This is a genomic window from Streptomyces sp. NPDC045899 (assembly GCF_056431485.1).
The window spans coordinates 205,008-230,286 of the sequence record NZ_JBWKKP010000002.1 but is presented as its reverse complement, the minus strand read 5'-3'; the positions used below and the strand labels follow the sequence as shown (position 1 = coordinate 230,286).

The 25,279-nt window shown below is 72.1% G+C and carries 26 protein-coding genes; 21 read left to right on the top strand and 5 right to left on the bottom strand.

Annotated elements, in window-relative coordinates:
• Positions 1-180 precede the first annotated feature (180 nt).
• From AC07FT_RS03555 to AC07FT_RS03540, 4 genes are all read left to right on the top strand, one after another.
• Positions 181-1,254 carry a sugar kinase gene (locus tag AC07FT_RS03555; protein WP_479173959.1) on the top strand — a complete coding sequence of 358 codons (1,074 nt, stop codon included), beginning with the start codon at positions 181-183 and terminating at the stop codon, positions 1,252-1,254.
• The gene (locus tag AC07FT_RS03550; RefSeq protein ID WP_471194199.1) at positions 1,251-2,090 is read left to right on the top strand and encodes an IclR family transcriptional regulator; all 840 of its coding nucleotides are present in this window, start codon (positions 1,251-1,253) and stop codon (positions 2,088-2,090) included. Before AC07FT_RS03555 ends, AC07FT_RS03550 begins: the two co-directional genes overlap by 4 nt.
• Positions 2,087-2,500, top strand: a complete 414-nt coding sequence (locus tag AC07FT_RS03545; RefSeq protein ID WP_254738014.1) for a RidA family protein — start codon at positions 2,087-2,089, stop codon at positions 2,498-2,500. The genes AC07FT_RS03550 and AC07FT_RS03545 overlap by 4 nt, the downstream gene beginning before the upstream one ends.
• Before the next feature lie 231 nt (positions 2,501-2,731).
• Entirely contained in the window at positions 2,732-4,204 is a 1,473-nt protein-coding gene (locus AC07FT_RS03540) for a GntP family permease (RefSeq protein WP_479173647.1), read from the top strand.
• Between the two features lie 87 nt (positions 4,205-4,291).
• Here the strand turns inward: AC07FT_RS03540 and AC07FT_RS03535 are convergent, their stop codons facing one another.
• Complete coding sequence (locus AC07FT_RS03535; RefSeq protein ID WP_479173645.1) at positions 4,292-5,644, bottom strand: M14 family metallopeptidase; 1,353 nt, start codon at positions 5,642-5,644, stop codon at positions 4,292-4,294.
• A 144-nt stretch (positions 5,645-5,788) separates the two neighbouring features.
• On the opposite strand from AC07FT_RS03535, the gene AC07FT_RS03530 reads away from it, so the two are divergent.
• Both AC07FT_RS03530 and AC07FT_RS03525 read left to right on the top strand, forming a co-directional pair.
• A complete protein-coding gene (locus AC07FT_RS03530; protein ID WP_479173644.1) occupies positions 5,789-6,652 on the top strand; it encodes a S1 family peptidase in 864 nt (287 codons plus the stop codon).
• Positions 6,653-6,769: 117 nt separating this feature from the next.
• Positions 6,770-8,053, top strand: a complete 1,284-nt coding sequence (locus AC07FT_RS03525) for a lipase (RefSeq protein ID WP_479173642.1) — start codon at positions 6,770-6,772, stop codon at positions 8,051-8,053.
• Between the two features lie 26 nt (positions 8,054-8,079).
• Here the strand turns inward: AC07FT_RS03525 and AC07FT_RS03520 are convergent, their stop codons facing one another.
• Positions 8,080-9,087, bottom strand: a complete 1,008-nt coding sequence (locus AC07FT_RS03520) for a chitinase (RefSeq protein ID WP_479173640.1) — start codon at positions 9,085-9,087, stop codon at positions 8,080-8,082.
• Between the two features lie 245 nt (positions 9,088-9,332).
• Between AC07FT_RS03520 and AC07FT_RS03515 the strand changes: the two genes are divergently transcribed.
• The 13 genes from AC07FT_RS03515 (at position 9,333) to AC07FT_RS03455 (ending at position 21,165) form a co-directional block, all read left to right on the top strand.
• Positions 9,333-10,244: a hypothetical protein gene (locus tag AC07FT_RS03515; protein WP_471194186.1), complete on the top strand. Its 912-nt coding sequence runs from the start codon at positions 9,333-9,335 to the stop codon at positions 10,242-10,244.
• A 42-nt stretch (positions 10,245-10,286) separates the two neighbouring features.
• Positions 10,287-10,991, top strand: coding sequence for a Flp pilus assembly protein CpaB (gene cpaB, locus AC07FT_RS03510; RefSeq protein WP_479173638.1), 705 nt, complete (start codon positions 10,287-10,289; stop codon positions 10,989-10,991).
• A 20-nt stretch (positions 10,992-11,011) separates the two neighbouring features.
• A complete protein-coding gene (locus AC07FT_RS03505) occupies positions 11,012-12,793 on the top strand; it encodes a CpaE/TadZ family protein (protein WP_479173636.1) in 1,782 nt (593 codons plus the stop codon).
• A 373-nt stretch (positions 12,794-13,166) separates the two neighbouring features.
• A complete protein-coding gene (locus tag AC07FT_RS03500; RefSeq protein ID WP_479173635.1) occupies positions 13,167-13,592 on the top strand; it encodes a TadE/TadG family type IV pilus assembly protein in 426 nt (141 codons plus the stop codon).
• The gene (locus AC07FT_RS03495; RefSeq protein WP_432039668.1) at positions 13,589-14,968 is read left to right on the top strand and encodes a TadA family conjugal transfer-associated ATPase; all 1,380 of its coding nucleotides are present in this window, start codon (positions 13,589-13,591) and stop codon (positions 14,966-14,968) included. The genes AC07FT_RS03500 and AC07FT_RS03495 overlap by 4 nt, the downstream gene beginning before the upstream one ends.
• A 6-nt stretch (positions 14,969-14,974) precedes the next feature.
• Positions 14,975-15,913, top strand: coding sequence for a type II secretion system F family protein (locus tag AC07FT_RS03490; protein ID WP_479173633.1), 939 nt, complete (start codon positions 14,975-14,977; stop codon positions 15,911-15,913).
• Positions 15,914-15,942: 29 nt separating this feature from the next.
• Positions 15,943-16,836 (top strand): DUF5936 domain-containing protein, encoded by an 894-nt coding sequence (locus AC07FT_RS03485; protein WP_432010551.1) that lies wholly within the window; start codon positions 15,943-15,945, stop codon positions 16,834-16,836.
• Between the two features lie 273 nt (positions 16,837-17,109).
• Entirely contained in the window at positions 17,110-17,274 is a 165-nt protein-coding gene (locus AC07FT_RS03480; protein WP_432010552.1) for a hypothetical protein, read from the top strand.
• Between the two features lie 8 nt (positions 17,275-17,282).
• On the top strand, positions 17,283-17,978 hold the full coding sequence (locus AC07FT_RS03475; protein WP_479173631.1) for a pilus assembly protein TadG-related protein: 696 nt from the start codon (positions 17,283-17,285) through the stop codon (positions 17,976-17,978).
• A gap of 47 nt (positions 17,979-18,025) precedes the next feature.
• Entirely contained in the window at positions 18,026-18,616 is a 591-nt protein-coding gene (locus tag AC07FT_RS03470) for a hypothetical protein (RefSeq protein ID WP_432010554.1), read from the top strand.
• Positions 18,613-19,257: an OmpA family protein gene (locus AC07FT_RS03465; RefSeq protein ID WP_479173629.1), complete on the top strand. Its 645-nt coding sequence runs from the start codon at positions 18,613-18,615 to the stop codon at positions 19,255-19,257. The genes AC07FT_RS03470 and AC07FT_RS03465 overlap by 4 nt, the downstream gene beginning before the upstream one ends.
• Positions 19,258-19,403: 146 nt before the next feature.
• Complete coding sequence (locus AC07FT_RS03460) at positions 19,404-20,654, top strand: SLC13 family permease (protein ID WP_479173627.1); 1,251 nt, start codon at positions 19,404-19,406, stop codon at positions 20,652-20,654.
• A gap of 7 nt (positions 20,655-20,661) precedes the next feature.
• Positions 20,662-21,165 carry a universal stress protein gene (locus AC07FT_RS03455; RefSeq protein ID WP_479173626.1) on the top strand — a complete coding sequence of 168 codons (504 nt, stop codon included), beginning with the start codon at positions 20,662-20,664 and terminating at the stop codon, positions 21,163-21,165.
• Between the two features lie 92 nt (positions 21,166-21,257).
• On the opposite strand, the gene AC07FT_RS03450 is transcribed toward AC07FT_RS03455, so the two are convergent.
• Together AC07FT_RS03450 and AC07FT_RS03445 are read right to left on the bottom strand one after the other, a co-directional pair.
• Entirely contained in the window at positions 21,258-21,668 is a 411-nt protein-coding gene (locus AC07FT_RS03450) for a cold-shock protein (RefSeq protein ID WP_471194166.1), read from the bottom strand.
• A gap of 90 nt (positions 21,669-21,758) precedes the next feature.
• The gene (locus tag AC07FT_RS03445) at positions 21,759-22,175 is read right to left on the bottom strand and encodes a DUF192 domain-containing protein (RefSeq protein WP_479173624.1); all 417 of its coding nucleotides are present in this window, start codon (positions 22,173-22,175) and stop codon (positions 21,759-21,761) included.
• A 66-nt stretch (positions 22,176-22,241) separates the two neighbouring features.
• Between AC07FT_RS03445 and AC07FT_RS03440 the strand changes: the two genes are divergently transcribed.
• Positions 22,242-22,988: a prepilin peptidase gene (locus AC07FT_RS03440; protein ID WP_479173622.1), complete on the top strand. Its 747-nt coding sequence runs from the start codon at positions 22,242-22,244 to the stop codon at positions 22,986-22,988.
• A 189-nt stretch (positions 22,989-23,177) separates the two neighbouring features.
• On the opposite strand, the gene mgrA is transcribed toward AC07FT_RS03440, so the two are convergent.
• A complete protein-coding gene (gene mgrA, locus AC07FT_RS03435; protein WP_479173957.1) occupies positions 23,178-24,173 on the bottom strand; it encodes an L-glyceraldehyde 3-phosphate reductase in 996 nt (331 codons plus the stop codon).
• 238 nt (positions 24,174-24,411) lie between these two features.
• Here mgrA and AC07FT_RS03430 point away from each other — a divergent pair, with 238 nt between their 5' ends.
• Positions 24,412-25,173 (top strand): isoprenyl transferase, encoded by a 762-nt coding sequence (locus AC07FT_RS03430; protein ID WP_254738713.1) that lies wholly within the window; start codon positions 24,412-24,414, stop codon positions 25,171-25,173.
• Positions 25,174-25,279: the final 106 nt, after the last annotated feature.

Genomic DNA, 25,279 nt, shown 5'->3' with positions numbered 1-25,279 from the left:
GAGGCGCCTCCATTTGGTTCGATTGCAACATGTGCAACATTCATTGCGTATGACGCTCAGCGCTGTCTAACATCCGGCCAAGCACCCGGTCAACGGTGTGTGCCGGGCCCCGACAGCTGAGGAGCGGGATCGATCGTGCCCCCTGCCGTGAGCGTCGACGTCGTGTGCCTCGGCGAGTCGATGGTGACTTTCGTGCCGTCCCGGCCGGGCCGCCTCGCCGATGTGCCCTCCTTCACACGCGGTATCGGCGGGGCCGAGTCCAATGTCGCCTGCGGTCTGGCCCGCTGCGGTCACCGTGCGCGCTGGATCAGCAGGGTCGGTACGGACGGGTTCGGCGATCATCTGCTGACCGAGATCGCGGCCGCGGGGGTGGACGTCAGTCGGGTGCGGCGGGACCCCAGCCGCCCCACCGGTATCTATTTCCGCACGGCGGGGGAGCGCGCCGTCGGCCAGGAGCCCGCGCCCGTGGCCGGCGCGGACGTCACCGGTGAGCGCCACGCCGGGGAGCCGCTCGCCGAGGTCCTCTACTACCGGGCCGGATCCGCCGCCGCGGCCATGTCCCCCGCCCTGATGCCGCGCGAGGAGCTGTGGTCCGGCCGGATCCTCCACCTGACCGGGATCACCCCCGCCCTCTCCGATGACTGCCTCGCCCTGACACATGAGCTGACCGCCCCCGCGCCCGGCCGCCCCCTGGTCTCCTTCGACGTCAACTACCGCCTGGAGCTGTGGCGGGACGAGCACGGGCACGGCCCCGCCGTCCTGCTCGACCTGGCCCGCGGCTGCGATCTGGTCTTCGTCGGCGAGGACGAGGCCGAGGCCGCCTGGGGGGTGCGCGGCGCCGACGCGATCCGGGCCGCGCTGCCCGAACCGGCGCTGCTGGTCGTCAAACGGGGTGCCGCCGGGGCCACCGCCTACGCCCGCGGACCCGGCGGGACGGACACCGTCACCGCCGAACCCGCACCCCGGGTCGAGGTCGTGGCGTCCGTCGGCGCCGGGGACGCCTTCGCCGCCGGATTCCTCTCCGGCACCCTGCGCGGGCTGCCGGTCGCCGAACGGCTCCGCCACGGCCATCTGATGGCCGCCGCCGCGCTCACCGTCCCCGGCGACCTGGCCACCCCGCCCTCCCGGGAGCGGGCCGACCGATGGGTGGCACTCGATGCCGCCGCGTGGGGGACACTGCGATTCGGCCCCGGAGGGACGGTCCCGGTGCGATCGGGGCACGAGACCGCAGCGGTGGAGGTATCCAACCCATGAGCCAGACCGTCGACCGAGCGCTGAGCATCCTGCCCCTGCTCGCGGAGGGGCCCGCCAATCTGGAACAGGTCGCCACCCGCCTCGGGGTGCACAAGTCGACGGCGCTGCGGCTGCTGCGCACCCTGCACGGCCACGGCATGGTCTACCGGCAGGAGGACCAGCGCTACCGGCTCGGCGCCCGGCTGTTCGCCCTCGCGCAGCAGGCCGTGGAGAACCTGGACGTCCGCGAGATCGCCCACCCCCACCTGGTTGCGCTCAACGAACGGTGCGGCCACACGGTGCACCTCGCGGTGCACGAGGAGAACGAGGTCCTCTACATCGACAAGGTGGAGAGCCGCTATCCGGTGCGGATGTACTCGCGGATCGGCAAACCCGTCGCGATCACCGTCGCCGCCGTCGCCAAGCTGCTGCTGGCCGATCTGCCGGAACCGGAGCGGCGCGCGGTGGCCGAGCGGCTCACCTACCCCGCGTACACGGCCCGTTCGACCCCGAACGCCGCCGCGTTCCTCAAGGAGCTGGCCCTCGTACGGGAACAGGGCTGGGCCACCGACCTCGGCGGCCACGAGGAGTCCATCAACTGCGTCGGGGCGCCCATCCGGGGAGCCGACGGCCGGGTGGTCGCCGCGTGCTCGGTGTCGGCGCCCAATGTCGTGGTCACCGCGGACGAACTCCTCACCCTGCTCCCGCAGGTGCGCCGGACCGCGGAGGCGATCAGCCGGGAGTACTCCGGAAGTGCCCCGGCACCGGCGCCGCATGATGCGATGTCGGTAGCGCCGCGGACCCTCGGCCCGCAGGCGGTCAGAACCGACAAGAGAGCCAAGGAACCCCTTTCATGAGCGAGAAGCTGCAGAAGACCGCGATCACCCCGGCCGGTCACACCACCCCGCCCGCCAAGTTCTCGCACGGCGTGAAGAAGGGCAACATCCTCCAGGTCGCCGGTCAGGTCGGCTTCGGCCCGGCGGTCCCGGGCCAGGCCCCGGCCCCGGTCGGACCGACCCTGCGCGAGCAGTCCCTCCAGACCCTGCGCAATGTGCAGGCCGTCCTGGAGGAGGGCGGGGCGAGCTGGGAGGACGTGATGATGATCCGTATCTACCTCACCGACACCGCCCACTTCGCCGAGTTCAACGCCCTGTACGACGAGTTCTTCGCCGACCTGAAGGAAGCGCCCTCGGCCCGTACCACGATCTACGTCGGGCTCCCCGCCGGACTGCTCGTGGAGATCGACGCGCTCGCCGTCCTCGGCTGACGCCCGTCCCCGATCCCCGCGGCGGGCGGGGGGTGTGTGAGGCCCCATCCCCCGTAGTGCACCCGGGCTTCCCCCGCCCCGCCCGTCGCGGTCCCCCTTCCGTCCCCGACCCCTCCGGCCAACCCCCCACATCCGCAGGACACGGAGTTCCGATCAACCTCATCCCGGCTTCCCGACCGCGCGGTCCTCCGCCGTGCGGCGCTGCCCCCTACCCGTTTTCGGGAGTTCCCCATGCTGCTCGCGGCCGCTTCCGCTGCGCAGACCCCACCGCACACCGGTGGGTTGCTGACGGTCATCCCCGGCACCGCAGGACTGCTGACCGTCGCCGCCCTCGGTATCGCGCTCCTGCTGTACCTGATCATCAAGGTCCGCCTCCAGCCCTTCGTGGCACTGCTCGGCGTCTCCATCGCGGTGGGCCTGGCCGCCGGGCTCTCGGTCACCGAACTCTTCGGCACCGTCCAGAAGTCCGACGCCGTCTCGCTCATCGAGACCGGGATGGGCGGCATCCTCGGTCACATCGCCATCATCATCGGCCTCGGCACCATGCTGGGGGCGATCCTGGAGGTCTCCGGCGGCGCCGAGGCGCTCAGCTCGCGGCTGCTCGGTCTGTTCGGCGAGCGGCGGGCCCCGCTGGCGATGGGTCTGACCGGGATCGTCTTCGGCATACCCGTCTTCTTCGACGTCGGCATCTTCGTCCTGGCGCCCATCGTCTACGCGGCCGCCCGGCGCAGCGGAAAGTCGATCGTGCTCTACGCCATGCCGCTGCTCGCGGGGCTGTCCATGACCCATGCCTTCCTGCCGCCGCATCCGGGCCCGGCTGCCGCGGCCGGCTTGCTCCATGTCGACCTGGGCTGGGTCATCCTGATGGGCGTGCTGGTCGGGGTGCCTTCGGTGCTGGCCGCCTGGGTCTACGCGGCGTGGATCGGCCGACGGCTCTTCGTCCCCGTACCTCAGGACATGGTGGAGGCGGCCGAGGAGGCACGGGCCGCGGTCGAGGCCGAACAGCGGGCGGCGGGTGCCGTTCCGGTGGAGCGGCCGGTACCGGTGGGCATGGTGCTGGCGATCATCGGTACCCCGCTGGTCCTCATCCTCTGCGCCACGTTCTCCTCCGTCGCGCTGGACCCGAGCACCGGACGCTCGGTGATCGAGTTCTTCGGCCATCCCTTCGTGGCGCTGACCATCGCGCTCTTCCTCGCCTTCTACCTGCTGGGCATCCGGCGCGGCTGGTCGCGGAACTCGCTGGAGTCGGTGTGCACCGCCTCGCTCAAGCCGGTGGGCAACATCCTGCTGGTGGTGGGCGCGGGCGGGGTGTTCGGCGCGGTGCTCAAGGGGAGCGGGGTGGCCCAGGCGCTGGCGGACGCCTTCGACAGCGCGGGGCTGCCGGTGATCCTGCTGTCCTGGCTGATCGCACTGGTGCTGCGGGTGGCGCAGGGGTCGGCGACGGTCGCGATCGTCACCACGGCCGGGATCGTCTCCCCGATGCTGGCCGGGGGCGACTACTCCCAGGCTCATCTGGCGCTGGTCATCATGGCGATATCGGCGGGCTCGATCTTCGCCTCGCATGTCAACGACGGCGGGTTCTGGATGGTCGCCAAGTACTTCGGGATATCCGAGCGGGACACCCTGAAGTCATGGACGGTGCTGGAATCGGTGCTGTCGGTGGCGGGCTTCGTGGTCGCCGGTCTGCTCAGCCTGGTGATCTAGCCCCGACTCCGTTCTTCCCGGGAGGAGTTCGGACCCGCGGGCCGTCCCGGCGGGGTGCGCCGGGCGGCCCGCGGCCACCTCACCGGGTCAGCCGGTGCAGTACTGCTGTTCCTTGCCGATGGACCGGTACATGCAGTCAGCGTTCTCCAGGAGTTGGAGCACGGCGTCCCGGTTGCGCTCGGTCTCGCGCTCGATCACCTCGTCGGGCGGGTAGAAGCCGCCGCCGATGAAGGACGAGGGGTACATCTCGAAGGTGTAGGCGAAGACCTTCTCGGCGCCCCACAGCCAGTCGTCGATGGAACCGTCGGTGATGTAGAGGTCGCTCGACTGCTCGGGGGTGTAACCGTTGCTGGCGGCCATCTTCTTGCCGATGGCCGCGAAGGCGTCGCGGTCGTCCTTCGTCATCCCGGTGGTGGTGTCACTGGTCGTCCAGCCGAACGGCCACAGCACCAGTTCGCTGTAGGTGTGGAAGTCGATGGCGGCCTTGAGCTGCTGCTTGCCGCCCACGACCCGGCTGCGGGCGAAGTCCGCGACCACCTTGACCTCGGGGGCGGACTCGGCGCGCGCGCCGCGGTAGGTCTCGGAGCCGGGGGATCCCGAGGAGCCGCCGCAGCAGCCCCATTTGAAGTCCCAGTTGCGGTTGAGGTCGGTGCCGACCGACGAGGAGCCGGAGTTGGGCTGGCGGTTCTTACGCCAGCTGCGGTACCGGCCGGTGGCGATGTCGTACTCGCCGCCGTCCGGGTTGAGGTCCGGGACGATCCAGATCTCACGGCCGTCGATGGCCTTGGTGATCCGGGAGTCGCTGCCGTAGCCGGCCGTCAGCTCATGCACCAGATACAGCGCCATCTCCACGGTGAGGTGTTCGCGCGCGTGCTGGTGAGCGGTGAACAGCACCTCGGGCTCGTCCTCGTCGGCGGCCACGTTGTCGCTGATCTTGAGGGCGACGATATCCCGTCCCTCGTACGACTTTCCGATGACGCGCTTGCTCAGGATGGCCGGATACGCGGCGATCGCCTTGTCGATCTCGGCGTTGGTTTCGGCGTAGTTGTGGTACCGCGCATCGGAGGAGGGGAAGTCGAAGGGCCGGGCCGCGCCGGCCCCGGAGCGGTCGGGCGGACCGTCCAGTGCGGTGAGCCGGTAGCCCAGCGCCCGCACCTTCTTGGCCTGCGCGGCGTCGGCGGTGATCACGAGGGAGCGGGCGTCCACCTCGTCGATGGAGACACCGGTGGCGGCGACCGCGGACCGTTCCTTACGGGTGGCCGGACCCGCGACCTGGTACTGGGTCACCTGCTCATCGGCCGATGCCCGGGCACCGGCGGCGGCACCGGACGTGCGTCCGGACGGCGGGTCGTCGGCCTCGGCGGCGATGGGGGCGGCGAGGGCGAGGGCCAGCAGTGCGGCGAGGGCGGAGACCCGTCTGCCGCGAATGCGTAGTCGCATGAGTTCTCCTGGGGGGTGTGTTTCTCCTGTGGGGGTGAAAGGCGAGCGACTGCTGCGCCAGTGTTCGGCCATGTGCATGACACGGTCAAGGGTGGGAAATGGTCGTCGGGGAAAGAACTCCTCACCGAGGGAAGGAAACCCCCCATGAACAGACCTCTCGCCGGTGCGCTGTCGGCCCTCTTACTCGCCGGGGCGGCCGTCCTGGGCACCGGCGCCACCCCCACGGTGGCCGCGACCCCCACCCACTCCGCCGCTCCGGCGGCGAAGGCGGCCCGCGCGGTGGGCTTCGCGGGCACGGTGGCCCTCAGCAACTGCTCGGGCTCGGTCGTCCGGGCCCCGGGCTCCGCCGACACCGATCCGGCGCTCGTGCTCTCCAACGGACACTGTCTGTCCAGCGGCTTTCCCGCCGCGGGTGAGGTCATCGTCGACCTGCCGTCAACCCGCAGCTTCACCCTGCTGAAGAGCTCCGGTGCCAGTGCGGGCACACTGCGGGCCACCAAGGTCGCGTACGCGACGATGACCGACACCGACATCTCGCTGTACCAGCTGAGCTCGACGTACGCCCAGATCGAACAGCGGTACGGCATCAAGGCCCTGCAGCTGTCCGACAGCCACCCGGTCCAGGGCACCAGCATCAATGTGGTCTCCGGCTACTGGAAGAGGATCTACTCCTGCAATATCGACGGATTTGCGTACCGTCTCAAGGAAGGCGAGTGGACCTGGAAGGATTCGGTCCGTTACACCCCGGCCTGTCACACGATCGGCGGAACCTCCGGCTCGCCCGTCGTGGACACCGCGTCCGGCAAGGTCGTGGCCGTGAACAACACCGGTAACGAGAGCGGCGGGCGGTGCACCCTGAACAACCCCTGCGAGGTCGACGAGAACGGCACCGTGACGGTCCGCCAGGGGATCAACTACGCCCAGCAGACCTACGGCATCACCCGCTGTCTGACCACCGGCAACAAGATCGACCTGGGACTCCCGGAGTGTGAGCTGCCCAAGCCCTGACCGAACGGAACAGGGGTGCCGGCAACACCCCGGCCCGGGGGCGGCCACCAGTGCGCCCCCGGGGTACCGCACGGAAGGCTGGGGTCCTCGTCACACCGCGTCAGAAACGGGGACCCCATGCACATCCATGTGAACCGCCGCACCACGGCCCGCGCGGCCGCCCTCTGTGCCGCGCTGCTGCTGGCGGGCACCGCCGTCCCAGCCGCGGCCACGGCCGCCGCCCCCGCCGCCGGGGCCCCGGCCTCCGGGCCCGGCGGACAGCGGCAGTCGCACGGCCGGGGGGCGCTGGTGTCGGCCGAGCGGCTCTACACCCTGGCCGGGCCGAAGGATGTCGCCGCCGAGCTGACCTCCGCCGGATTCGACGCCCGCACCGCCCGCTACGGCGTCGATGCCTACCGGCTGGTCTACCGCACCGTCGACCCCCAGGGACGGCCGACCACCGCCAGCGGGCTGCTGGTCCTCCCGCGCGGTGCCGACGGCAGGCTGCGCCCGGTGTCGTTCGCCCATGGCACCGGCGCCCACAAGGGCGACGCCCCTTCGATGCAGCGGCGCGCCTTCCTGACCGGCCCGCCCGTGACCTACGCCGCCGCCGGGTTCGCCGCGGTGGCCCCCGACTACCTCGGGCTGGGCACCGGCCCCGGCCTCCACCCCTGGATGGACGTTCCCTCGGAGACCACCGCCTCCCTGGACATGCTCCGCGCCGCCCGTGCCTTCGCGCCGCGCACCGGCCACGCCCTGGACCGCGAGGTGGCGGTCACCGGCTTCTCGCAGGGCGCCTCGGCCGCGCTCGGCCTCGCCCGTTCCCTCCAGGCGGGGGAGGACCGCTGGTTCCGGCTGGGCGCGCTGGCCCCGGTCAGCGGGGCGTACGACTTCGGCGGCACCGAGCTGCGGGCGGTGCTCGACGGCAGGCTCGAGCCCAAGTCGAGCGTGATCTACGCGGCGTACGCCCTGGTCGCCTTCAACCGGCTGCACGCCGTGTACGGCAGCCCCGACGAGGTGTTCCAGGCGCGCTACGCGAAGACCGTGGAGTCGCTGTTCGACGGCGCCCACACAGGGCGGCAGATCATGGAGGGCACCCCCGAGACTCTCGACGAGCTGCTGACCCCGCACGGCCGGCGGATCCTCCGCGAGCCCAACGCGGGGATGGCCGCCGCGCTGCGTGCCACCGACGGTGTCTGCGCCGACTGGGCGCCGCGGGTGCCCACCCGGCTGTACCTGGCGCGGGGCGACGAGCAGGCTGCGGTGGAGAACACCGCGGTCTGCCGGGCCGCCCTGCGCCGCCAGGGAGTGGACGCTCCGGTCATCGACCTCGGGGCCGTCGACTACGCACGCTCACGGCACCTGGGCTCCAACGTCGCCGCGACCGCCGATATCGTCCGTTGGCTGCTCACCCTGCGGTAGCCGGACCACCTCGGACCGGACCGGGGCTACAGCCCGTGGACGTGCGGGCCGACCGCCTTCGACCAGGCGTTCCCGTTCGCCGCGTCCCAGTTGGTGGACCAGGTCATCGCGCCCCGGATCCCCGGGTAGGCCCGGGAGGGCTTGAAGCTGCCGCAGCCCGTGCCCTTGGTGAGGCAGTCCAGCGCCGCGTTGACCACGCCCGGTTCCACATAGCCGGAGCCCGCGCCGCGCGGGGAGGCGGGGACGCCCAGGCCGACCTGTGACGGGTCGAGTCCGTTCTCCAGCTGGACGCAGGCGAGGGCGGTGAGGAAGTCCACCGAGCCCTGGGAGTACACCTTGCCGTCGCAGCCCACCATCGAACCGCTGTTGTAGTACTGCATGTTGACCACCGTCAGGAAGTCCTTGATGCCCAGGGCGGTCTTGAAGTAGGCGTTCGACGGAGACTGCATGTCGATCGTCTGGGGTGCCATCGTGACCACGACATCGCTCTTCTTGTCGTGGATCGCCCGGAGCGCCTGGGTCATATAGGTGGCGTCGAGCCCGTTCTCCAGGTCGATGTCCACACCGTCGAAGCCGTATTCGTCCATCAGTCCGGTGATCGAGGAGGCGAAGGCGTTCGCCGAGGCGTCGTCGCTGACCGAGACGGTGCCGTTCTGGCCGCCGACGGAGAGGACGACCGACTTCCCGGCCGCCTGCTCGGCCTTGATGTCGTCCTTGAACTCCTGCTCGCTGCCATAACCGACGGCCGGGTCGAGACGGAAGTCCACGGCGCCGGGCGAGCCGGTGGCGTCCGCGAAGGCGACCGCGATGATGTCGTAGTCGCCGGGCACGTCCGCCAGCTTCTGCACGGTCGCGCCGTTGTCGAAGTTCTGCCAGTAGCCGGTGACGGCGTGGGCGGGAACGGCCGCCGCGTGATGTGCCCCGGCCGCCTCGGCGGTGCCGGACGCCAGTAGTCCTCCGGCGCCGAGGGCGACCGCGGCCGCCGCGCCGATCAGCCTCTTCCCGAACCGTGCGCGTATCACGACAGCCTCCATACGTGGGGGATGGGGGGAGGTGGTGCGAGTGCGCGTCCAGGGGCCCCTGAGGCGTGCCGTACAAGTTGGTTCAGACCAATTGGGTTGTCAAGGGAATGCGCGGCACACCACCGAACCAGGTGGCCGTAACGCAGAGGAACTGTTCTCTCACGCGGCTTTCGTGGATAAAGTGACGATGCACCAGGACCGGCGTAACGACCTGCGGCCGCGGCCGCTCGGTGCCGATGTGAGACGGGGTAGCCGACGTGCCCACCGCGATAGCAGTCACCGGCCGCGAGCTGGTGCTTCCGCCGCCCGACGGGCAGACCCCGTCGGCCGTTGTGCTCCGCCCGCCGCGGGAGCAGCCGCTCGACGACGCGCTCGCCGAGGTCACCGCGCTGCTGGACCGGCAGGGCCATCTGGTCGTGCTCTATCCCGCCGCGACCCCGCCGCCCGTCATCCGCAGACTGCACACCCTGCGCGCCGTCCTGGAGAGCGACCGGATGGCGCTGGTTCCCCTCGAACTCCCGCCGCTGGCCGTGGCCGTGCTGGCCCGTCAGCTCCGCCAGCTCTCGCTCTCCGATTTCAGCCCCGGAGTGCTCGCCTGCGCGGCCCGGCTGCTGGCCCACTACATCCACGCCGGTGCGCTGCTCGGCAGCGTCGCCCGGCTGGACCGGGTGCCGGTCGGGCTCACCTCGCACGTCAAGTCCTGGCTGCCCGGCACCCATTTCGCGGTGCTCGCCCACCCCACCCCACGGCTGGTGAAGGCCGGGGCGGACGGGGTGCTGCCCGCCCCCTCGTACGGCACCCGGATGACGGTCGCCCCCGGGACACTCAACAGCCATGGGCACCGGGACGGTTCGGTGGCGGGGCGGGAGGACTGGGTCACCGGCGCCCTCGCACCCGCCTGGGGCATCCGGGACGTGGAGCTGGTGGAGCCCTCCCCGGACGCCGCCCGCTGGTGGGGCACCCCGAAGCTGATCGAGTTCGCGGCGGCCATCCCCGACCTGTCCGTCCTCTACCAGCTCGTGGCGTCGGTGCGCCGGGAGGAGTGCCACTGGTGCGGTTTCGAACTCATCGGGGACCGCTGTGCGTTCTGCTCCGCGCCGGTGGCACGCGGCGATGACATCCCCGCCGCCCTGATCCCGGCCCACCGGCCCGCCCTGACCAGCAGCTAACGTCCCCGCGTCCCCGCGTCCCCGAACGAGGTTGTCCGTCCCATGAATTCACGCCAGCGCCGCGGAGTCGTTCTGCTGCTCCTGTCGGTCCTGTGCGCCGTCGGCGCGTTCGCCGGGGTGCTCTCCGTCATCGACGACGTGGAGTCCAAGGTCGGGCCCGAGACCACCGCGTACAAGCTGACCTCGGACGTTCCCGCCTACCAGACCCTGGACACCGGGCAGTTCGAGAAGGTCTCCATGCCGGAGCGATGGGTGCCGTCCACCGCCGTCACCGACCTCGACGACATCCGCGGCAAGATAGCCGTGACTCCGCTGCACAAGGGGTCGCTGCTCCAGGACGACATGATCGTGAACCGTCCCGCCCTCAAGGCCGGGCAGCAGGAGATCGCCATCATGATCGACGCGGCGACGGGTGTCGCGGGAAAGATCAACCCGGGGGCGAAGGTGAACATCTACGCCACCTTCGAGGGCAAGGGACAGCGCGACGAACCGGTCTCCAAGCTCATCGTCGCGGGCGCCCGGGTCATCGACGTCGGTGAACTCACCGCGCTGGAGCCGGACCAGGACGACGAACGGCGTGTCGACAAGGCCGTACCGATCACCTTCGCGCTCGACACCAAGAACGCGCAGCGGGTCGCCTACGCCGAGTCCTTCGCCTCGCATGTGCGGCTCGCGCTGGTCGCCCCCGGCGGGGACGGTCCGATAGCGCCCGGCGACCGCAGCTACACCCTCGACGGCGACAAATGAGTAAGTGAGGAGGTGCCGCGGTGACGATCAGAATTCTGCCGGCCGTCGGCGACCCCGACGCCGCCCGCTCCCTCGGCGGGCTGCTCGGCCAGTTGCCCGGTGTCGAGCCGTCGGCGCCGGTGGACGACTCGACCCGGTTGCTCGACACCCTCGCCGCGCTGGCCGCCGCCTCCCTGGAGGAGCTGCCGGAGGTCGTCCTCGTCCATGAGCGCATCGGCCCGGCCCCCGCGCTGGAGGTGATCCGGGAGATCGCGCTCCGCTTCCCCGCGGTGGGTGTGGTGCTGGTGACGGCGGACGCCGGACCCGCGCTGTACTCGGCCGCGATGGACGCCGGGGCCCGCGGTATCGCCGGGATACCCCTGTCCTACGACGAACTCGCGGCGCGGGTGCACGGCGCCGCCCAGTGGGCCGGTGGGGTCCGGCGCCACCTCGGCGGCGGCGGGGACACCCTGGCCACCGGCCCCGGCGGACGGCTGGTCGCGGTGACGGGCGCCAAGGGCGGCGTCGGCACCACGGTGACCGCCGTGCAGCTGGCGCTGGCCGCGCGGGCCGCGGGCCGTACGGTCGCGCTCGTCGACCTCGACCTCCAGTCCGGCGACATCGCCTCCTACCTCGACGTCCAGTTCCGCCGGTCGATCGCCGACCTGGCGCAGATCACCGACATCTCCCCACGGGTGCTCCAGGACGCGGTCTTCACCCACCCGACCGGTCTGGGGCTGCTGCTGGCCCCCGCCGAGGGGGAGCGCGGCGAGGAGGTGACCGACCGCACCGCCCGGCAGGTCATCGCGGCGCTGCGGTCCCGGTTCGAGCTGGTGGTGGTGGACTGCGGCACCCAGATGACCTCGGCGGGCGCGGCCGTCGTCGAGACCGCCGATGTCGCGCTGCTGGTCACCACCCCGGATGTGGTCGCGGTCCGCGCGGCCAAGCGCATGGTGCGGCTGTGGGACCGGCTCCAGGTGCGGAAGGCGGAGGAGACGGTCACCGTCGTCAACCGGCACACCCGGCAGGCCGAGATCCAGCCGCAGCTGGTCGCGCGGGCCACCGGTACCACGGTGGCGCGTACCGCGATCCCCGCCGGGTTCAAGGAACTCCAGCCCGCCGTGGACTCGGGCCGGATGCAGGATCTGGACGCCAAGTCGGCCGTCAGACAGGCGCTGTGGGGGCTGGCCGGGGAACTCGGCCTGGTCGACGCGGCGTCCGCGGCCCCGGGAGGGAGCGGCGGTGGCGGCCGCCGCGGCGCCCACCGGGGCGGCCACGCGGCCGGGTCCGGTGAGCGCACCCTGCCGGGGCTCCGGCGCCGCCGTGCCATAGGGGCGGGCGGGGCGGGCGGTCCGGGCGCCGGTGCCGGATCGGACACCGGTCCGGAGGCGCTGGGCGAGGTCCCGCCGTCCTCGTCCACGACCGGATCCTTCCTTCGTAAGCGCGGTGACCGCGGCCAGGTCACCGTCGAGTTCCTCGGTGTCCTCCCGCTGGCCCTCATCGTGCTCGCGGTGATCTGGCAGTTCGTCCTCGTCGGCTACACCTACTCGCTGGCGGGCAACTCCGCCGACAAGGGCGCCCGCGCGGGCGCCGCCGACGGCGGCGGCGCGGCCGCCTGCCGGTCCGCCGCCGAGAAGGACCTTCCGGGCGCCTGGCGGGGTGGCTCCTCGATCTCCTGCGGCGCCGGGGCCGACGGCCTGTTCACCTCCACGGTCAGCCTGAAGGTCCCCGTCCTCTTCCCCGGCGCCGCCGACTTCCCCTGGACGGTCACCGGCACGGCGGGCGCGACCGACGAATCCACCCTGGCCGGCGGCGATGAGTAGCCGCGCGCCCGCCGGGCCGGTGGTATGCCCCGCCGATGGTGCGGGGCACGGTGGCGCCGTGGGTTCCGGGAGCCTGGGGGCGGTGCGGGCGGCGGTAGGTGACCGCGCGTCGGGGGCGCTGGTGGCAGGTCCCGCGCACGGCGCGGCGGCGATGTGTGACCGTGTGGCTGCGCCCCTGTCCGTCGGTCCCGCGCCCGGTGGAGTCGTGGGTTCCGCGGGCCCGGCGGCGGAGAGCGGACCGTGGGAGGGCGCCCGGCGCGCCGCCGCGCCACGGCCCGCGGACGGTCCGCGCCCGTCGGCCGCCGGGCCGTCGGCGCAGCCGTCCCGCCCGCCTGGCCGGGCGGCCGGCGGCGCGGCCGGGCGCATCCGTGGCGTGCCCAGCCACCGCCTCAGCGGCACACGGCGGCGGGACGAGGGATCGGCGTCCATCGAGTTCCTCGGGTTCCTGCCGGTGCTGCTCATCGTCGCGCTGGCCGCCGTGCAGCTCGGGCTCGCCGCGTACACCGCGCAGCAGGCCGGGACCGCGGCGCGGGCGGCGGCGCGGACCGCGTCGCTGGACACCTCGCGGACCAGTCCGGCCGCGGCCGGACAGGCGGCGATGAGCGGCTGGCTGGCCGATGGCGCGGACGTCAGCAGCGGTGGCTGCGGAGGCGGTCAGGCATCGGCCACCGCCACCGTGGAGATCCCCTCCGTGATCCCCGGGTTCGACTTCGGCAGTGCCAGGAGGAGCGCCACGATGCCCTGCGACGACGGGTCGGACGACATCGGCGGCGCGGTGGCCGGGGGAGGGGACCGATGAGCCTGCGGGCCCGTATCACCGTGCCCGAGCGGCCCGGTGAGGGAGAGGGGCGCCAGGACGGGCACCTCGTCCCCGTCTACCGCGCCAAGCTGCTGGAGGAGATCGACCTCGCGGAGATGTCCTCGCTCGCCGCGGCCGAGCGCCGTACCCGGCTGGAGCGGGTGCTCGGGCACATCATCAGCCGTGAGGGCCCGGTGCTGTCCACCGGCGAACGGGCGCAGCTGATCCGCCGGGTGGTGGACGAGGCGCTCGGGCTCGGGGTGCTCGAACCGCTCCTGGAGGACGCCTCCATCACCGAGATCATGGTCAACGGACCGGACCAGATCTTCGTCGAGCGGGCGGGCCGGGTGGAACAGGTGCCGGTCCGGTTCGCCTCGGAAGAGCAGCTGATGCAGACCATCGAGCGGATCGTCTCCACGGTCAACCGCCGGGTGGACGAGTCGAACCCGATGGTCGACGCCCGGCTGCCGTCCGGGGAGCGGGTCAACGTGATCATCCCGCCGCTCGCGCTCACCGGCGCGACCCTCACCATCCGCCGCTTCCCCCGCGCCTACACCCTGCACGAGCTGATCGGGATGGGGACGCTGGACGAGCAGATGCTGCTCCTGCTGTCAGCGCTGGTGCGGGCCAAATGCAACGTGGTGGTCTCCGGACCGACCGGCTCCGGGAAGACCACGCTGCTCAACGCGCTCTCCGGGCTGATCCCGGAGGGCGAGCGCATCATCACCGTCGAGGACGCCGCCGAACTCCAGCTCCAGCAGGCGCATGTGATCCGGCTGGAGTCCCGGCCGCCGAATGTCGAGGGCAAGGGCCGGATCACCATCCGCGACCTGGTCCGCAACTCACTGCGGATGCGCCCGGACCGGATCATCGTCGGCGAGGTGCGCGGCGGTGAGACGCTGGACATGCTCCAGGCCATGTCCACCGGACATGACGGCTCGCTGGCCACCGTCCACGCCAACAGCGCCGAGGACGCGCTGATGCGGCTCCAGACCCTCGCCTCGATGTCGGAGGTGGCCATTCCGTACGAGGCGCTGCGCGACCAGATCAACAGCGCCGTGGACTGTATCGTCCAGCTCGTCCGGCACGCCGACGGATCACGGCGGATCAGTGAGATCGCGCTGCTCGACAGCCACGGCCACGAGGAGTACCGCATCGCCACGGTCTGCCGGTTCGACGCCGAGCCGATGGCCGCGGACCGCGTGGTGCACGGCAGGTTCGGGTACTACCCGCTGCCGGAGCGGATCGCGGAGCGGCTGCGGATGGCGAACGAGTCGGTGCCGCCCGCGTTCGGGGTGGCCGCCTTCCCGGCCCAGCTCACCACCCGCGGCGCCGTGTTCGACCGCTCCGCGTACGACCCGAGGGAACGGAGGTAGCCGGGCATGGACCGTCTGGCCACGGTGGCGCTCGGCGCGACGCTGGTGTGCGGCGCGCTGGGGGTCGCGGGGGCGCATGCGTACGCCCGGGGCAAGGAGCAGCAGCGCGCCCTGATCGACCGGCTGTCGGACGCGGGACCCGAGGCTCCCTCCGGCCGTGCGCGCCGCTTCGCCGGGCTGGACCGGCGGCTGCGCACCACCTCGGCCGGGAGCCGGCTGGAGCTGCGGCTCGCGGCGACCGGTCTGGAGCTGACACCCGCGGAGTTCGTGGTCTACACGGCCGCCGCGGCGGCCGGACTGTGGGTGGTCGCGGCCTCGCTCCTGGCCGCGTTCTTCGGACCGATCGCCGCGGTGATCGCGGTCTGGGCCGCCTTCGCCTACCTCAACTGGCAGCGCCAGAAGCGTATCGAACGGTTCATCAACCAGCTGCCCGAGCTGTCCCGGATCCTGGCCAACGCCACCCAGGCCGGGCTGGCGCTGCGCACCGCGCTGGCGATGGCGGCGGACGAGATGGAGGCCCCGGCGGGCGAGGAGCTGGCCAAGGTGGCCGCCAAACTGGCCGTCGGTCACTCGATCGAGGACGCGCTGGAGGAGCTGGCCCGGCGGCTGCCGTCCCGGGAACTGGTGGTGCTGGTCACCACCCTGGTGCTGTCCAACCGCGCGGGCGGCGCGGTGGTCACCTCGCTGCGCAACCTCACCCAGACACTGGAGGAGCGGAAGGAGACCCGGCGCGAGGTCCGCACCCAGCTCTCCCAGGTGACCGTGACCGCCTATGTCGTCCCGCTGATGGGCATCGGGACGCTGCTGCTGATGAACAGGATCTCGGCGGGTTCGCTGGACCGGATGACCTCGTCCTTCTGGGGCCAGGCCGCGGTGGTCGTGGCCTTCGCCCTCTATGGGATCGGCTTCTTCCTCATCCGTCGTATGTCGAAGATCGACGTCTGAGGACGGAAGGAAGAGGAGCGGACCGGATCATGGCAATCGGACTGCTGCTGGCGCTGGCGGCCGGGCTCTCGGTGGCGGGTGCCGCCTACGGCGTCGCGCTGTACCGCAGCGAGGCGAAACTGCCCGCCGACCTCGCGGTGGCGCTGGAGGTCGGCGCGACGCGCACCACGGCCGTCGGCTCGGCCGTCGACCGGCTCGGTATGCGCTACGCGCCGCTGGTGCTGCGTCTGATGGGCGAGAAGCGGGTGGCGAGGGTACGCCGCCGGATCGATCTGGCGGGCAATCCGGGCGGTCTGACGGTGGACCGCTACGCCGCCCGCCGGGCCGTCTACGGCGCGCTCGGCTTCGGTGGCGCGCTGGTGATGCTGATGAAGGGACAGCTTCTGCTGGCGCTGGTGCTGGTGGCGTTCGGGCTGTTCTGGATCGAGGTCGGCATCTGGGCGGCGGTCCGCGAGCGCAGGGACGCGATCGAGCGGACCCTGCCGGACTTCCTGGACGTCCTGGCGGTCGTGGTGAGCGCCGGGCTGAGCTTCCGTCAGGCGCTGGACCGGGTGGCGGAGAAGTACGAGGGCCCGTGGGCGGATGAACTCCGCATCACCCTGCGTCAGATGGACATGGGCGTCAGTCGCCGCCAGGCATTCGAGGAACTGCGCAAACGCAATGACTCGGAGCAGGTCGCGCAGTTCGTCACGGCGCTTCAGCAGGGCGAGGAACTGGGCGCTCCGATCGTCGAGACACTGATCGCCATCGCGAACGACATGCGCCGTACCGATGCCCAGAACGCCCGCCGCCGGGCGGCCCGGGCGGTGCCGAAGGCGACCATGGTCATCACCACCTTCATGGTGCCGGGGACGATGGTGCTGCTCGTGGCCGGGTTCTTCATCGGCTCCGGCACGGACTTCGGCTCGGTCACCGGGGACTGACCGCACAATTGGATGAATGCCCTTCGCGGTTGCAATCGGGTGTGGGACAGTCGTCGGGTGACGGCTCCCCGGGCCGGGAGGGGGTGAGACGGATGAGCCGTGGCGGCCGCGGCGCGCGGGCGCGATTCGAACGCGGGGCATCGGGAAGGCAACGGAGCGTGAGGCACTGTTCCCCGGCCGGTGTTTCGGCGTACTTTGCTCCTGTCGCGAGCGACGCCACGGGGGTTGAGTCGCCGGACCAGAGTGGGACGGCAGCCCATGGAGGGGAACACGATGGGGAAGCGTGCTGTGGGGAACGACCGGGGGCAGACCTCGATCGAATACCTGGGAATCATCGCCGTGGTGGTGGCCATCGTCCTGGTCCTGTCGACCACGGACTTCGGCAGCATGATCGCGAATGCGATCTCCGACAAGATCGCTCAGGTCGTCGGCATCTGACCGGCCCCGTGACAGCCCGCAGAGACCTCAGGAGCGACGCCGGGCAGGCGTTCCCCCTCTACATCACCGCGGTGGCGGGCCTGCTCTTCCTGGCACTCGCCCTCTTCGCGGTGGGCCAGGCCGGTGCGACGCGCAACGGCGGTCAGACCGCCGCCGATGCGGCGGCACTCGCCGCGGGCCAGGACTACCGCGACCGGCTGCGCGAGGAACTGCTGAAGGCGATCGTGGACGGCGGCGCCTGGGACGATCTGCTGAACGGCCGGGGACTCGGCGCCGGGAACGCCTGTGAGCAGGCCGGGTGGTTCGCGGGGAAGAACGACGCGGAGGTCACCGGATGCACCCCGGGCTATCTGCCCACCTCCTTCACCGTCACGGTCAGGACGCGTGAGCCGGTGGGCGACACCGTCATCCCCGGTACCGAGCGACAGCACGCGAAGGCCAGGGCCAAGGCGGTGGTCAGCCCGCGGTGCGCCGTCTCACCCACCCCCGGTCCCACGCCCACGACCGAACCGCCCGCCGAAGACGACGAGGGCGACGACGGTGACGAGGGCGGCGAGGGCGGTGACGGGCACGGGGAGGACGGGGAGGACGACAAGCCCGCCGTCGATCTCCGCTGTGACGGCGCGGACCTGACGATCGATCCGGCCCACCCTGACCTCTTCCCCGACGCCAAAGACCTCTTCTCCGTGCACCTTGCCGATTGACGAGCACACCACGCGACCCCGAGTAGCCGAGTGAAGGACAGCGAGCGATGAGCATGCGGCACACGACGAAGGCCCGGAGGGGGGCTGCCGCGGCGGCGCTCGTCGCGGGCTTGGCCCTCGCCGTGGCCGGATGCGGCAGCGGTGACGGCGACAGCGGGAAGAAGCCGGACGACGGCTCCCCACAGAAGCCCACCGCCTCCGAGGACGAGGGACGTGAGCAGGAGCCCGCGGCCGACTCGTCGAAGTCCATCGGCGAGATGAAGGGGCCGAAGGACATCGTCGTCACCCTGCACTCCGCGGTGCGCGACGGCGGCGGCTTCGTCACGGTGAGCGGCACCGTGACCAACCACGGGGACATGCTGTTCACCCCGGTCGACTGGCGCTCGACCGAGGCGGAGCTGGCCACGTCCCGCTCCTCCCTCTCCGGTGCCTCCCTCGTCGACGAGGCGGGCAAGAAGCGCTATCTGGTGCTCCGGGACACCGACGGCCAGTGCCTGTGCACCACCGGACTCTCCGGTATCAAGCCCAATGAGAGCCGCCCGGTGTTCGCCCAGTTCCCCGCTCCGCCCAAGGACGTCAAGGAAGTCGACTTCCAGATCCCCACGATGCCGTCCGTCAGCATCGAGCTCTCCGGATGAGCCCCGCCGTGACGTCCCGTCCGCCCCGGCCCGTCGCCGTGCGCCTCGGTCCCGCCCTCGCCGTCCTGGCCTCGGCCGCGCTGTGGGTGACCGCCGCGCCCGTTCCCGCGGCCCGGGCCGACACCGGCCCCGGCGCTCCCGCGGACACCACGCCCCCGGTCAAGATCAACAGCTCGGACCCCGATCTGCGGATGCCGGAGGGGGCCCGGCTGGCCCCAGGCCGGGTGCTGGACATCAAGTCCGTGGTGGAGACGGACAACGGCGACGAGCGGCGCGAGGACACCAACGCGAAGGTGAAGTTCGCCCTCCAGGCCGAGGTGCTGTTCGGCAAGGACAGCGCCAAGCTGAGCGGTGCGGCCACCGCCCGGATCAGGGAGATCGCCGGGGAGATCGAGAAGCAGAAGGCGAAGACCGTCCGGGTCTTCGGCTTCACCGACAACCTCGGCTCCTCGGCCCACGGTGACACCCTGTCGAAGAAGCGGGCCAACGCGGTGCAGCGCAAGCTCTCCGGCAGTCTGGACACCTCCGTCAACTACGAGATCCGCGGCTACGGCGAGCAGTACCCGATCGCCGACAACGCCACCGAGGAAGGCCGCAAGAAGAACCGGCGGGTCGAGGTGAGCTTCCCCCGTACGGGCTGACCGGTCACCGGGCCGTCGACCCGTCCCCGGCGGTGCGGCCCGGCCGTGGCGCATGATGGGGGCGTCCATCACCGCCCGCGGGGGCCCGCCGCCGCCCGTGCGCAGTCCGTCAGGAGCCATGCGGGGAGTCCGCCCTGAGCACCGTCGTGTCCACCTGCCTCGCCGCCGTCCTGCTGCTGGGTGTGCTGGCGTTCGCCGTGGTGCGGCCCCGGGGCCGGCCCGAGGCCGTCGCCGCCGTCCCCGCCGCCGCGCTGGTGGTGGCCGTCGGGGCGGTCTCACCGGCGCAGGCGTGGGCGGAGACCCGCAGTCTGCTGCCCGTCGTCGGCTTCCTGGCGGCCGTACTGCTGCTGGCCCAGATCTGCGCGGACGAGGGGTTGTTCGACGCGGCGGGCCAGGCGGTGGCCCGCGCCTGCGCCGGCCGCACCGACCGGCTGCTGGGCGGGGTGTTCGCGGTCGCGGCCGTGGTCACCGCGGTGCTCAGCCTGGACGCCACGGTGGTGCTGCTGACCCCGGTGGTGTTCGCGACGGCGACCCGGCTGGGCGCCCGGTCCCGGCCGCATGTGTACGCCTGCACCCATCTGGCGAACTCCGCCTCCCTGCTGCTGCCGGTCTCCAACCTCACCAATCTGCTGGCCCTGGAGGCCAGCGGACTGTCCTTCACCCGGTTCGCGGTGCTGATGGCGCCCGCCTGGCTGCTGACCATCGCCATCGAGTACCTCGTCTTCCGCCGCTTCTTCGCCGCCGATCTGGCGGCCGGGACCTCCCAGCCGCCGCCGGACCGCTGGCCGCGGGTGCCGCGGTTCGCCCTGACCGTGCTGCTGCTGACGCTGGCCGGATTCGTCGGCACCTCCCTCGTCGGCCTCGACCCCGCGTGGGCGGCATGGGCGGGCGCGCTGGTCCTGGCGGTGCGGGCGCTGCGGCGGCGCACCGCCACGGTGCGGGGGCTGATCGACGCGGCCGGGCCGCTGTTCTGCCTGTTCGTACTGGCACTGGGGGTGGTGGTCCAGGCCGTGCTGGCGGGCGGTCTGGAGGACTGGCTGGCCCGGCTGCTGCCCGGCGGCACGGGGCTGCCCGCGCTGCTCGGCGTCGCCGCGGTGGCGGCGGTGCTGGCCAACCTGATCAACAATCTGCCCGCGGTGCTGGCCCTGCTGCCGATCGCCGCCGAGAGCGGACCGGGTCCGGTGCTCGCGGTGCTGATCGGGGTGAACCTCGGCCCCAACCTCACCTATGTGGGTTCCTTGGCCACCCTGCTGTGGCGGCGTATCGTCCGCCACCACGACGCGGACGCCGACGCGGGTCTGGGCGAGTTCACCCGTCTCGGGCTGCTCACCGTGCCCGCCACGGTGGTGGCCGCGACCGTGGCCCTGTGGGCGATGCTGATGAGCACCGGAGGCTGAGCGAACCGTGATCGCGCTGATCTGGATCACCGAGGGGACCTGGCGGTCCACGGTGGACGCCGCCCGTGCGCAGCTGCCCCCGGGCGGGACCGGGGAGGTCGAGGTCCGGCTGCTCCATGTCACCGATGACCAGATCGCGGGCGCCGCCCACGCCGCCTTCGCCGGGCTGCTCGGCCGCGGGCACCCCGAGCGCGACCCCGGTGACCGGATGGAGGAGCTCGCCCGGACCGCGGCGGCCGATCTGCTGGAGGCCGCCGCCGCGCGGCTGGACCGCCCCGCCGTCCGGCTGCACCGTCACGGCCGGGTCGAGCACGAGGTGGTCCGCGCGGCCGAGGGCGTCGATCTGCTGGTCTGTGCCCGGGACGGGGACCGCGACCGGCTGGGGCCGCACAGTCTGGGACATGCCACCCGGTTCGTGGTGGACCACGCGCCCTGCGCCGTACTGCTGGTGTGGCCCGCCCCGGCGCCCGGTCTGGGCTCCCTGCCGCCCCCGCCCCCACCTCAGCACTGACCGGCGCCCGCGCCCGGAAAGCCGAACCGCCGCGCCGGGCGGAGCCGGGGCGGCGGTGACAGCGGGTCCGACACGGGCCGGTGACCGGTCGGTCAGGACTCGATCCAGTTGTGGGCCTGGGCCAGTTCGATGATCCTCCGCCGGACCTGCTTGATCTGGTCGGCGGTCAGATTGCCGCCCACCTCGACCAGGGCCTCGGTCAGCTCGGCGCGGAACTCGGCGGCGGACAGCACGTCGCACATGGTGTCGTCACCGGTGTCCGGGCCCACCGGCCGTGCCACGGAAGGACCGGCGGCGCGCTCGACGATGCGGACCTCGGACGCCTTGGGGCCCTTGTCCCCGTACTCCGGGACGAACTGCACCTTGGATCCGGGCTGGAACAGGTGCTTCTCGTCCAGGAGGTCGTTGGCGTGCATGAAGACGTCCTCGCCGCCGTCGTCCGGCGCGATGAAGCCGTAGCCGCGAAACTCGTCGAACCGCAGAATCTTGCCCGTCGTCGTCAACGTGCTACCCCTACCCCTGTACCTCTACCTCGTCCAACGCGTCGCCCCCGGCCTCGGCCGGGGGATGTGCCCTCACCATGACACCGGGACTCAGCGTAGCGAAGGCGGGTGGGCCGGAGAAGATCCGGGCAGTACGCTCACCCGCACTCCCGGGCGCAGCCCCCAGCGCTCCATCGCGCCCGCCTCGGCCTCCAGGACGTGGCGGGCGCGCAGCCGGGGCCGCCCCAGCCGGCCGGGCCGCAGGGTGTGCACGGCCAGCACGGTGAACCGCCGGTCCAGATAGGCGACGTCGATGGCGAACCGCATCCGGAAGGTGTGCACCCCGCCGGCGGGGGTGAGCAGGATCGCGCCGGTCAGCCCGTCCCGGCCGAGCAGACCGCGGGAGCGGGCCCGCCAGGAGGCGGCGATCAGCAGCGGGACGCCGTCGGCGCCCCCGGCCACCCGCAGGCTCCCGGTGCCGTCCCGCAACGGGCCCGCCCCGTCCGCCCCGTGCGGTTCGTGCCCCATGCCGCGCCCCTTTCCGCCCCTCCGGTGCAGTGTTCCACCCGGGTCGGCCTTCCGTAGGCTCGGGCCGTGCATCCGCTGCTGACCGCCTTCGCCGCCGCGTACGGCGCGGCCGCCGGGGCACTGCTGCCCCGGCCCCTCCACCGGCTGGCCGTCGAACCGGACGAGCCCTGGCGCGCGGTGTGCCCGCGCGGGCACGCGCTCACCGGTCCGCTCCGCGGCTGGCTCGGCCCGGCCCGCTGCCCGGACTGCGGGGGCGGCATATGGGACGGCGGTCGCGGTACCGCGGTCGCGGTGGTCTTCACCGCCGTGGTGTGCGCGGCCCTGGCGGCGGCGGTCGGCGCCCGGCCGGAGCTGGCGGTGTGGCTGCTGCTCACCCCGCTGGGAGTGCTGCTCGCCGGGGTGGACCTGGCGGTGCACCGGCTGCCGGACGTCCTGACCCTGCCGATGGCGGCGGGGGCCGCGGCGCTGCTCGGCGCGGCGGCGCTGCTGCCGCACAGCGCCGGGTCGTGGCCGCGGGCGCTGCTGGGCGGTGCGGTACTGGGCGGGGCGTATCTGGTGCTGTTCCTGATCAGTCCGAGCGGTATGGGGTTCGGCGACGTCAAACTGGCGCTGACGCTGGGGATCGCGCTCGGCTGGTACGGCTGGGACGTGCTCCTGATGGGCGCCCTCGCCGGGCTGCTGCTGGGCTCGCTCGCGGCGGCGGCCCTGGTCATGACCCGGCGGGCGCGGCGCGAAACGGCCATGGCGTTCGGCCCCTGCATGATCCTGGGGGCGTGCGCCGGGTTGGTACTGGGGGCCCTGGGGGCTGGATGACGTCAGCGCCGCGCTGATTGTCACCCTCGCCGATGCATGGACATCCCCTCACAAAGGGTTATGGTGGAAACCCCCCCTCGGGCCGGTCCGTACTCCCCCCCCACGGACCGGCCCGCTCTATTACGGGGCTCGCGGGGTCCGGCGGGCGGTCGCCCGGTTGACGGAACCCACAAAGTTGATCACTGAGCGTTACGACTCGCTGCGGGCCGCCCAGATGTTCACACCCTCGGTGGTCTGTGCGAGGGAATCGATTTCGGCCAGCTCTTCCGTGGTGAGGGCGGGGCCCTCCAGGGCGGCGACATTCGCCTCCAACTGCCGCACACTGGACGCCCCGCTGAGCGCCGAGGTCATCCGCGGATCGCGCAGTACCCAGGTCAGGGCGAGCTGGGCCAGCGTCTGGCCGCGCCGCCGGGCGATCGCGTCCAGTCCGCGCAGCCGCCGCACGGTGTCCTCGGTGAGCAGTGCCGGGTCGAGCGACTTGCCCTGAGCGGCGCGCGACCCCTCGGGGACGCCCGCCAGGTACTTGTCGGTCAGCAGTCCCTGGGCGAGCGGCGCGAAGCAGATGCAGCCCATGCCCTCGTCCTGGAGGGTGTCCAGCAGTCCGTCGTCCTCCGTCCAGCGGTTGATCATCGAGTACGAGGGCTGGTGGATCAGGGCGGGCACCTTCAGCTCACGCAGGATCCGGGCGGCCTCGCGGGTGCGGGCGGCGCTGTAGGAGGAGACGCCCACGTAGAGCGCCTTGCCCTGCCGGACCGCGTCGGCCAGCGCGCCCATCGTCTCCTCGAGCGGGGTGTTCGCGTCGAAGCGGTGGGAGTAGAAGATGTCCACGTAGTCGACGCCCATCCGGCGCAGCGAGGCGTCGAGGGAGGACAGCAGGTACTTGCGCGAGCCCCATTCGCCGTACGGACCGGGCTGCATCCGGTAGCCGGCCTTGGTGGAGAGGATGAGCTCGTCGCGGTACGGGCGGAAGTCGCGCGCGAAGATCTCGCCGAAGTTCGTCTCCGCCGATCCGGCGGGCGGCCCGTAGTTGTTGGCCAGGTCGAAGTGGGTCACCCCGAGGTCGAAGGCGCGGCGCAGGATGGCGCGCTGGGTCTCGCGCGGGGTGTCGTCACCGAAGTTGTGCCACAGGCCGAGCGAGAGGGCGGGCAGCAGCAGCCCGCTGCGTCCGGTCCGCCGGTAGCTCATGGTGTCGTAGCGGCTCTCGGCGGCGCGGTACGGGGCGTGGATGTCGTTCACAGGGCGTCGTCCCAGGTCCGGGGGTGGGAACAGGTGACCCTATACCGCTCGCCCCGGAGGGACGCGGCGGCCGGACGCGACGCTGTCCGGCCGCCCGGTTAGCCAGCCCAGCCGCCCCGCAGTAATGTGTCGGCCTTGGGGCGGACTGCCATGGCGAGCCATGCGAGGCACTGAGGGGCTGGAAGACGTGAAGTTGCGCGACCTGGTGTACGGGCTCTACGCACGCCGGGTGGAAGGCCGCCTCGACCATGCCCAGGTGCCCAAGCACATCGGCGTCATCCTCGACGGAAACCGCCGCTGGGCCCGCGCGGCGGGCGGGACCACCGAGCAGGGCCACAAGGCCGGAGCCAGCAAGATCCAGGAGCTGCTCGGCTGGTGCAACGAGACGGACGTGGAAGTCGTCACGCTCTGGATGCTCTCCACCGACAATCTGGACCGCCCCGAGGAAGAACTGGTACCGCTGCTCGGCATCATCGAGGGCGCGGTGCGCGACCTCGCGGCCGACGGCCGCTGGCGGGTCCACCACGTGGGCAACCGCGATCTGCTCCCCTCCCGCACCCAGACGGTGCTGAAGGAGGCCGAGGACGCCACCGAGCACATCGACGGAATAATGGTCAACGTCGCCATCGGCTACGGCGGTCGGCAGGAGATCGCCGACGCGGTGCGCTCGCTGCTGCTGGAGCACGCCAGCCGGGGCACCAGCTTCGAGGAGCTCGCCGAGGTCGTCGATATCGACCTCATCTCCGAACATCTGTACACCCGCGGCCAGCCCGACCCGGACCTCGTCATCCGCACCAGCGGTGAGCAGCGGCTCTCCGGCTTCATGCTCTGGCAGAGCGCACATTCGGAGTACTACTTCTGCGAGGTTTTCTGGCCCGCCTTCCGCAAGGTGGACTTCCTGCGGGCGCTGCGCGACTACGCGGCCCGGCACCGCAGGTACGGCTTCTAGTCCCCTTCACCCCCACCGCAGTTCACCGGCCGGGGGGGGGGGGGGGGGGGGGGGGGGGGGGGGGGGGGGGGGGGGGGAGGGGGGGGGGGGCGGGTGGGTGGGGGGT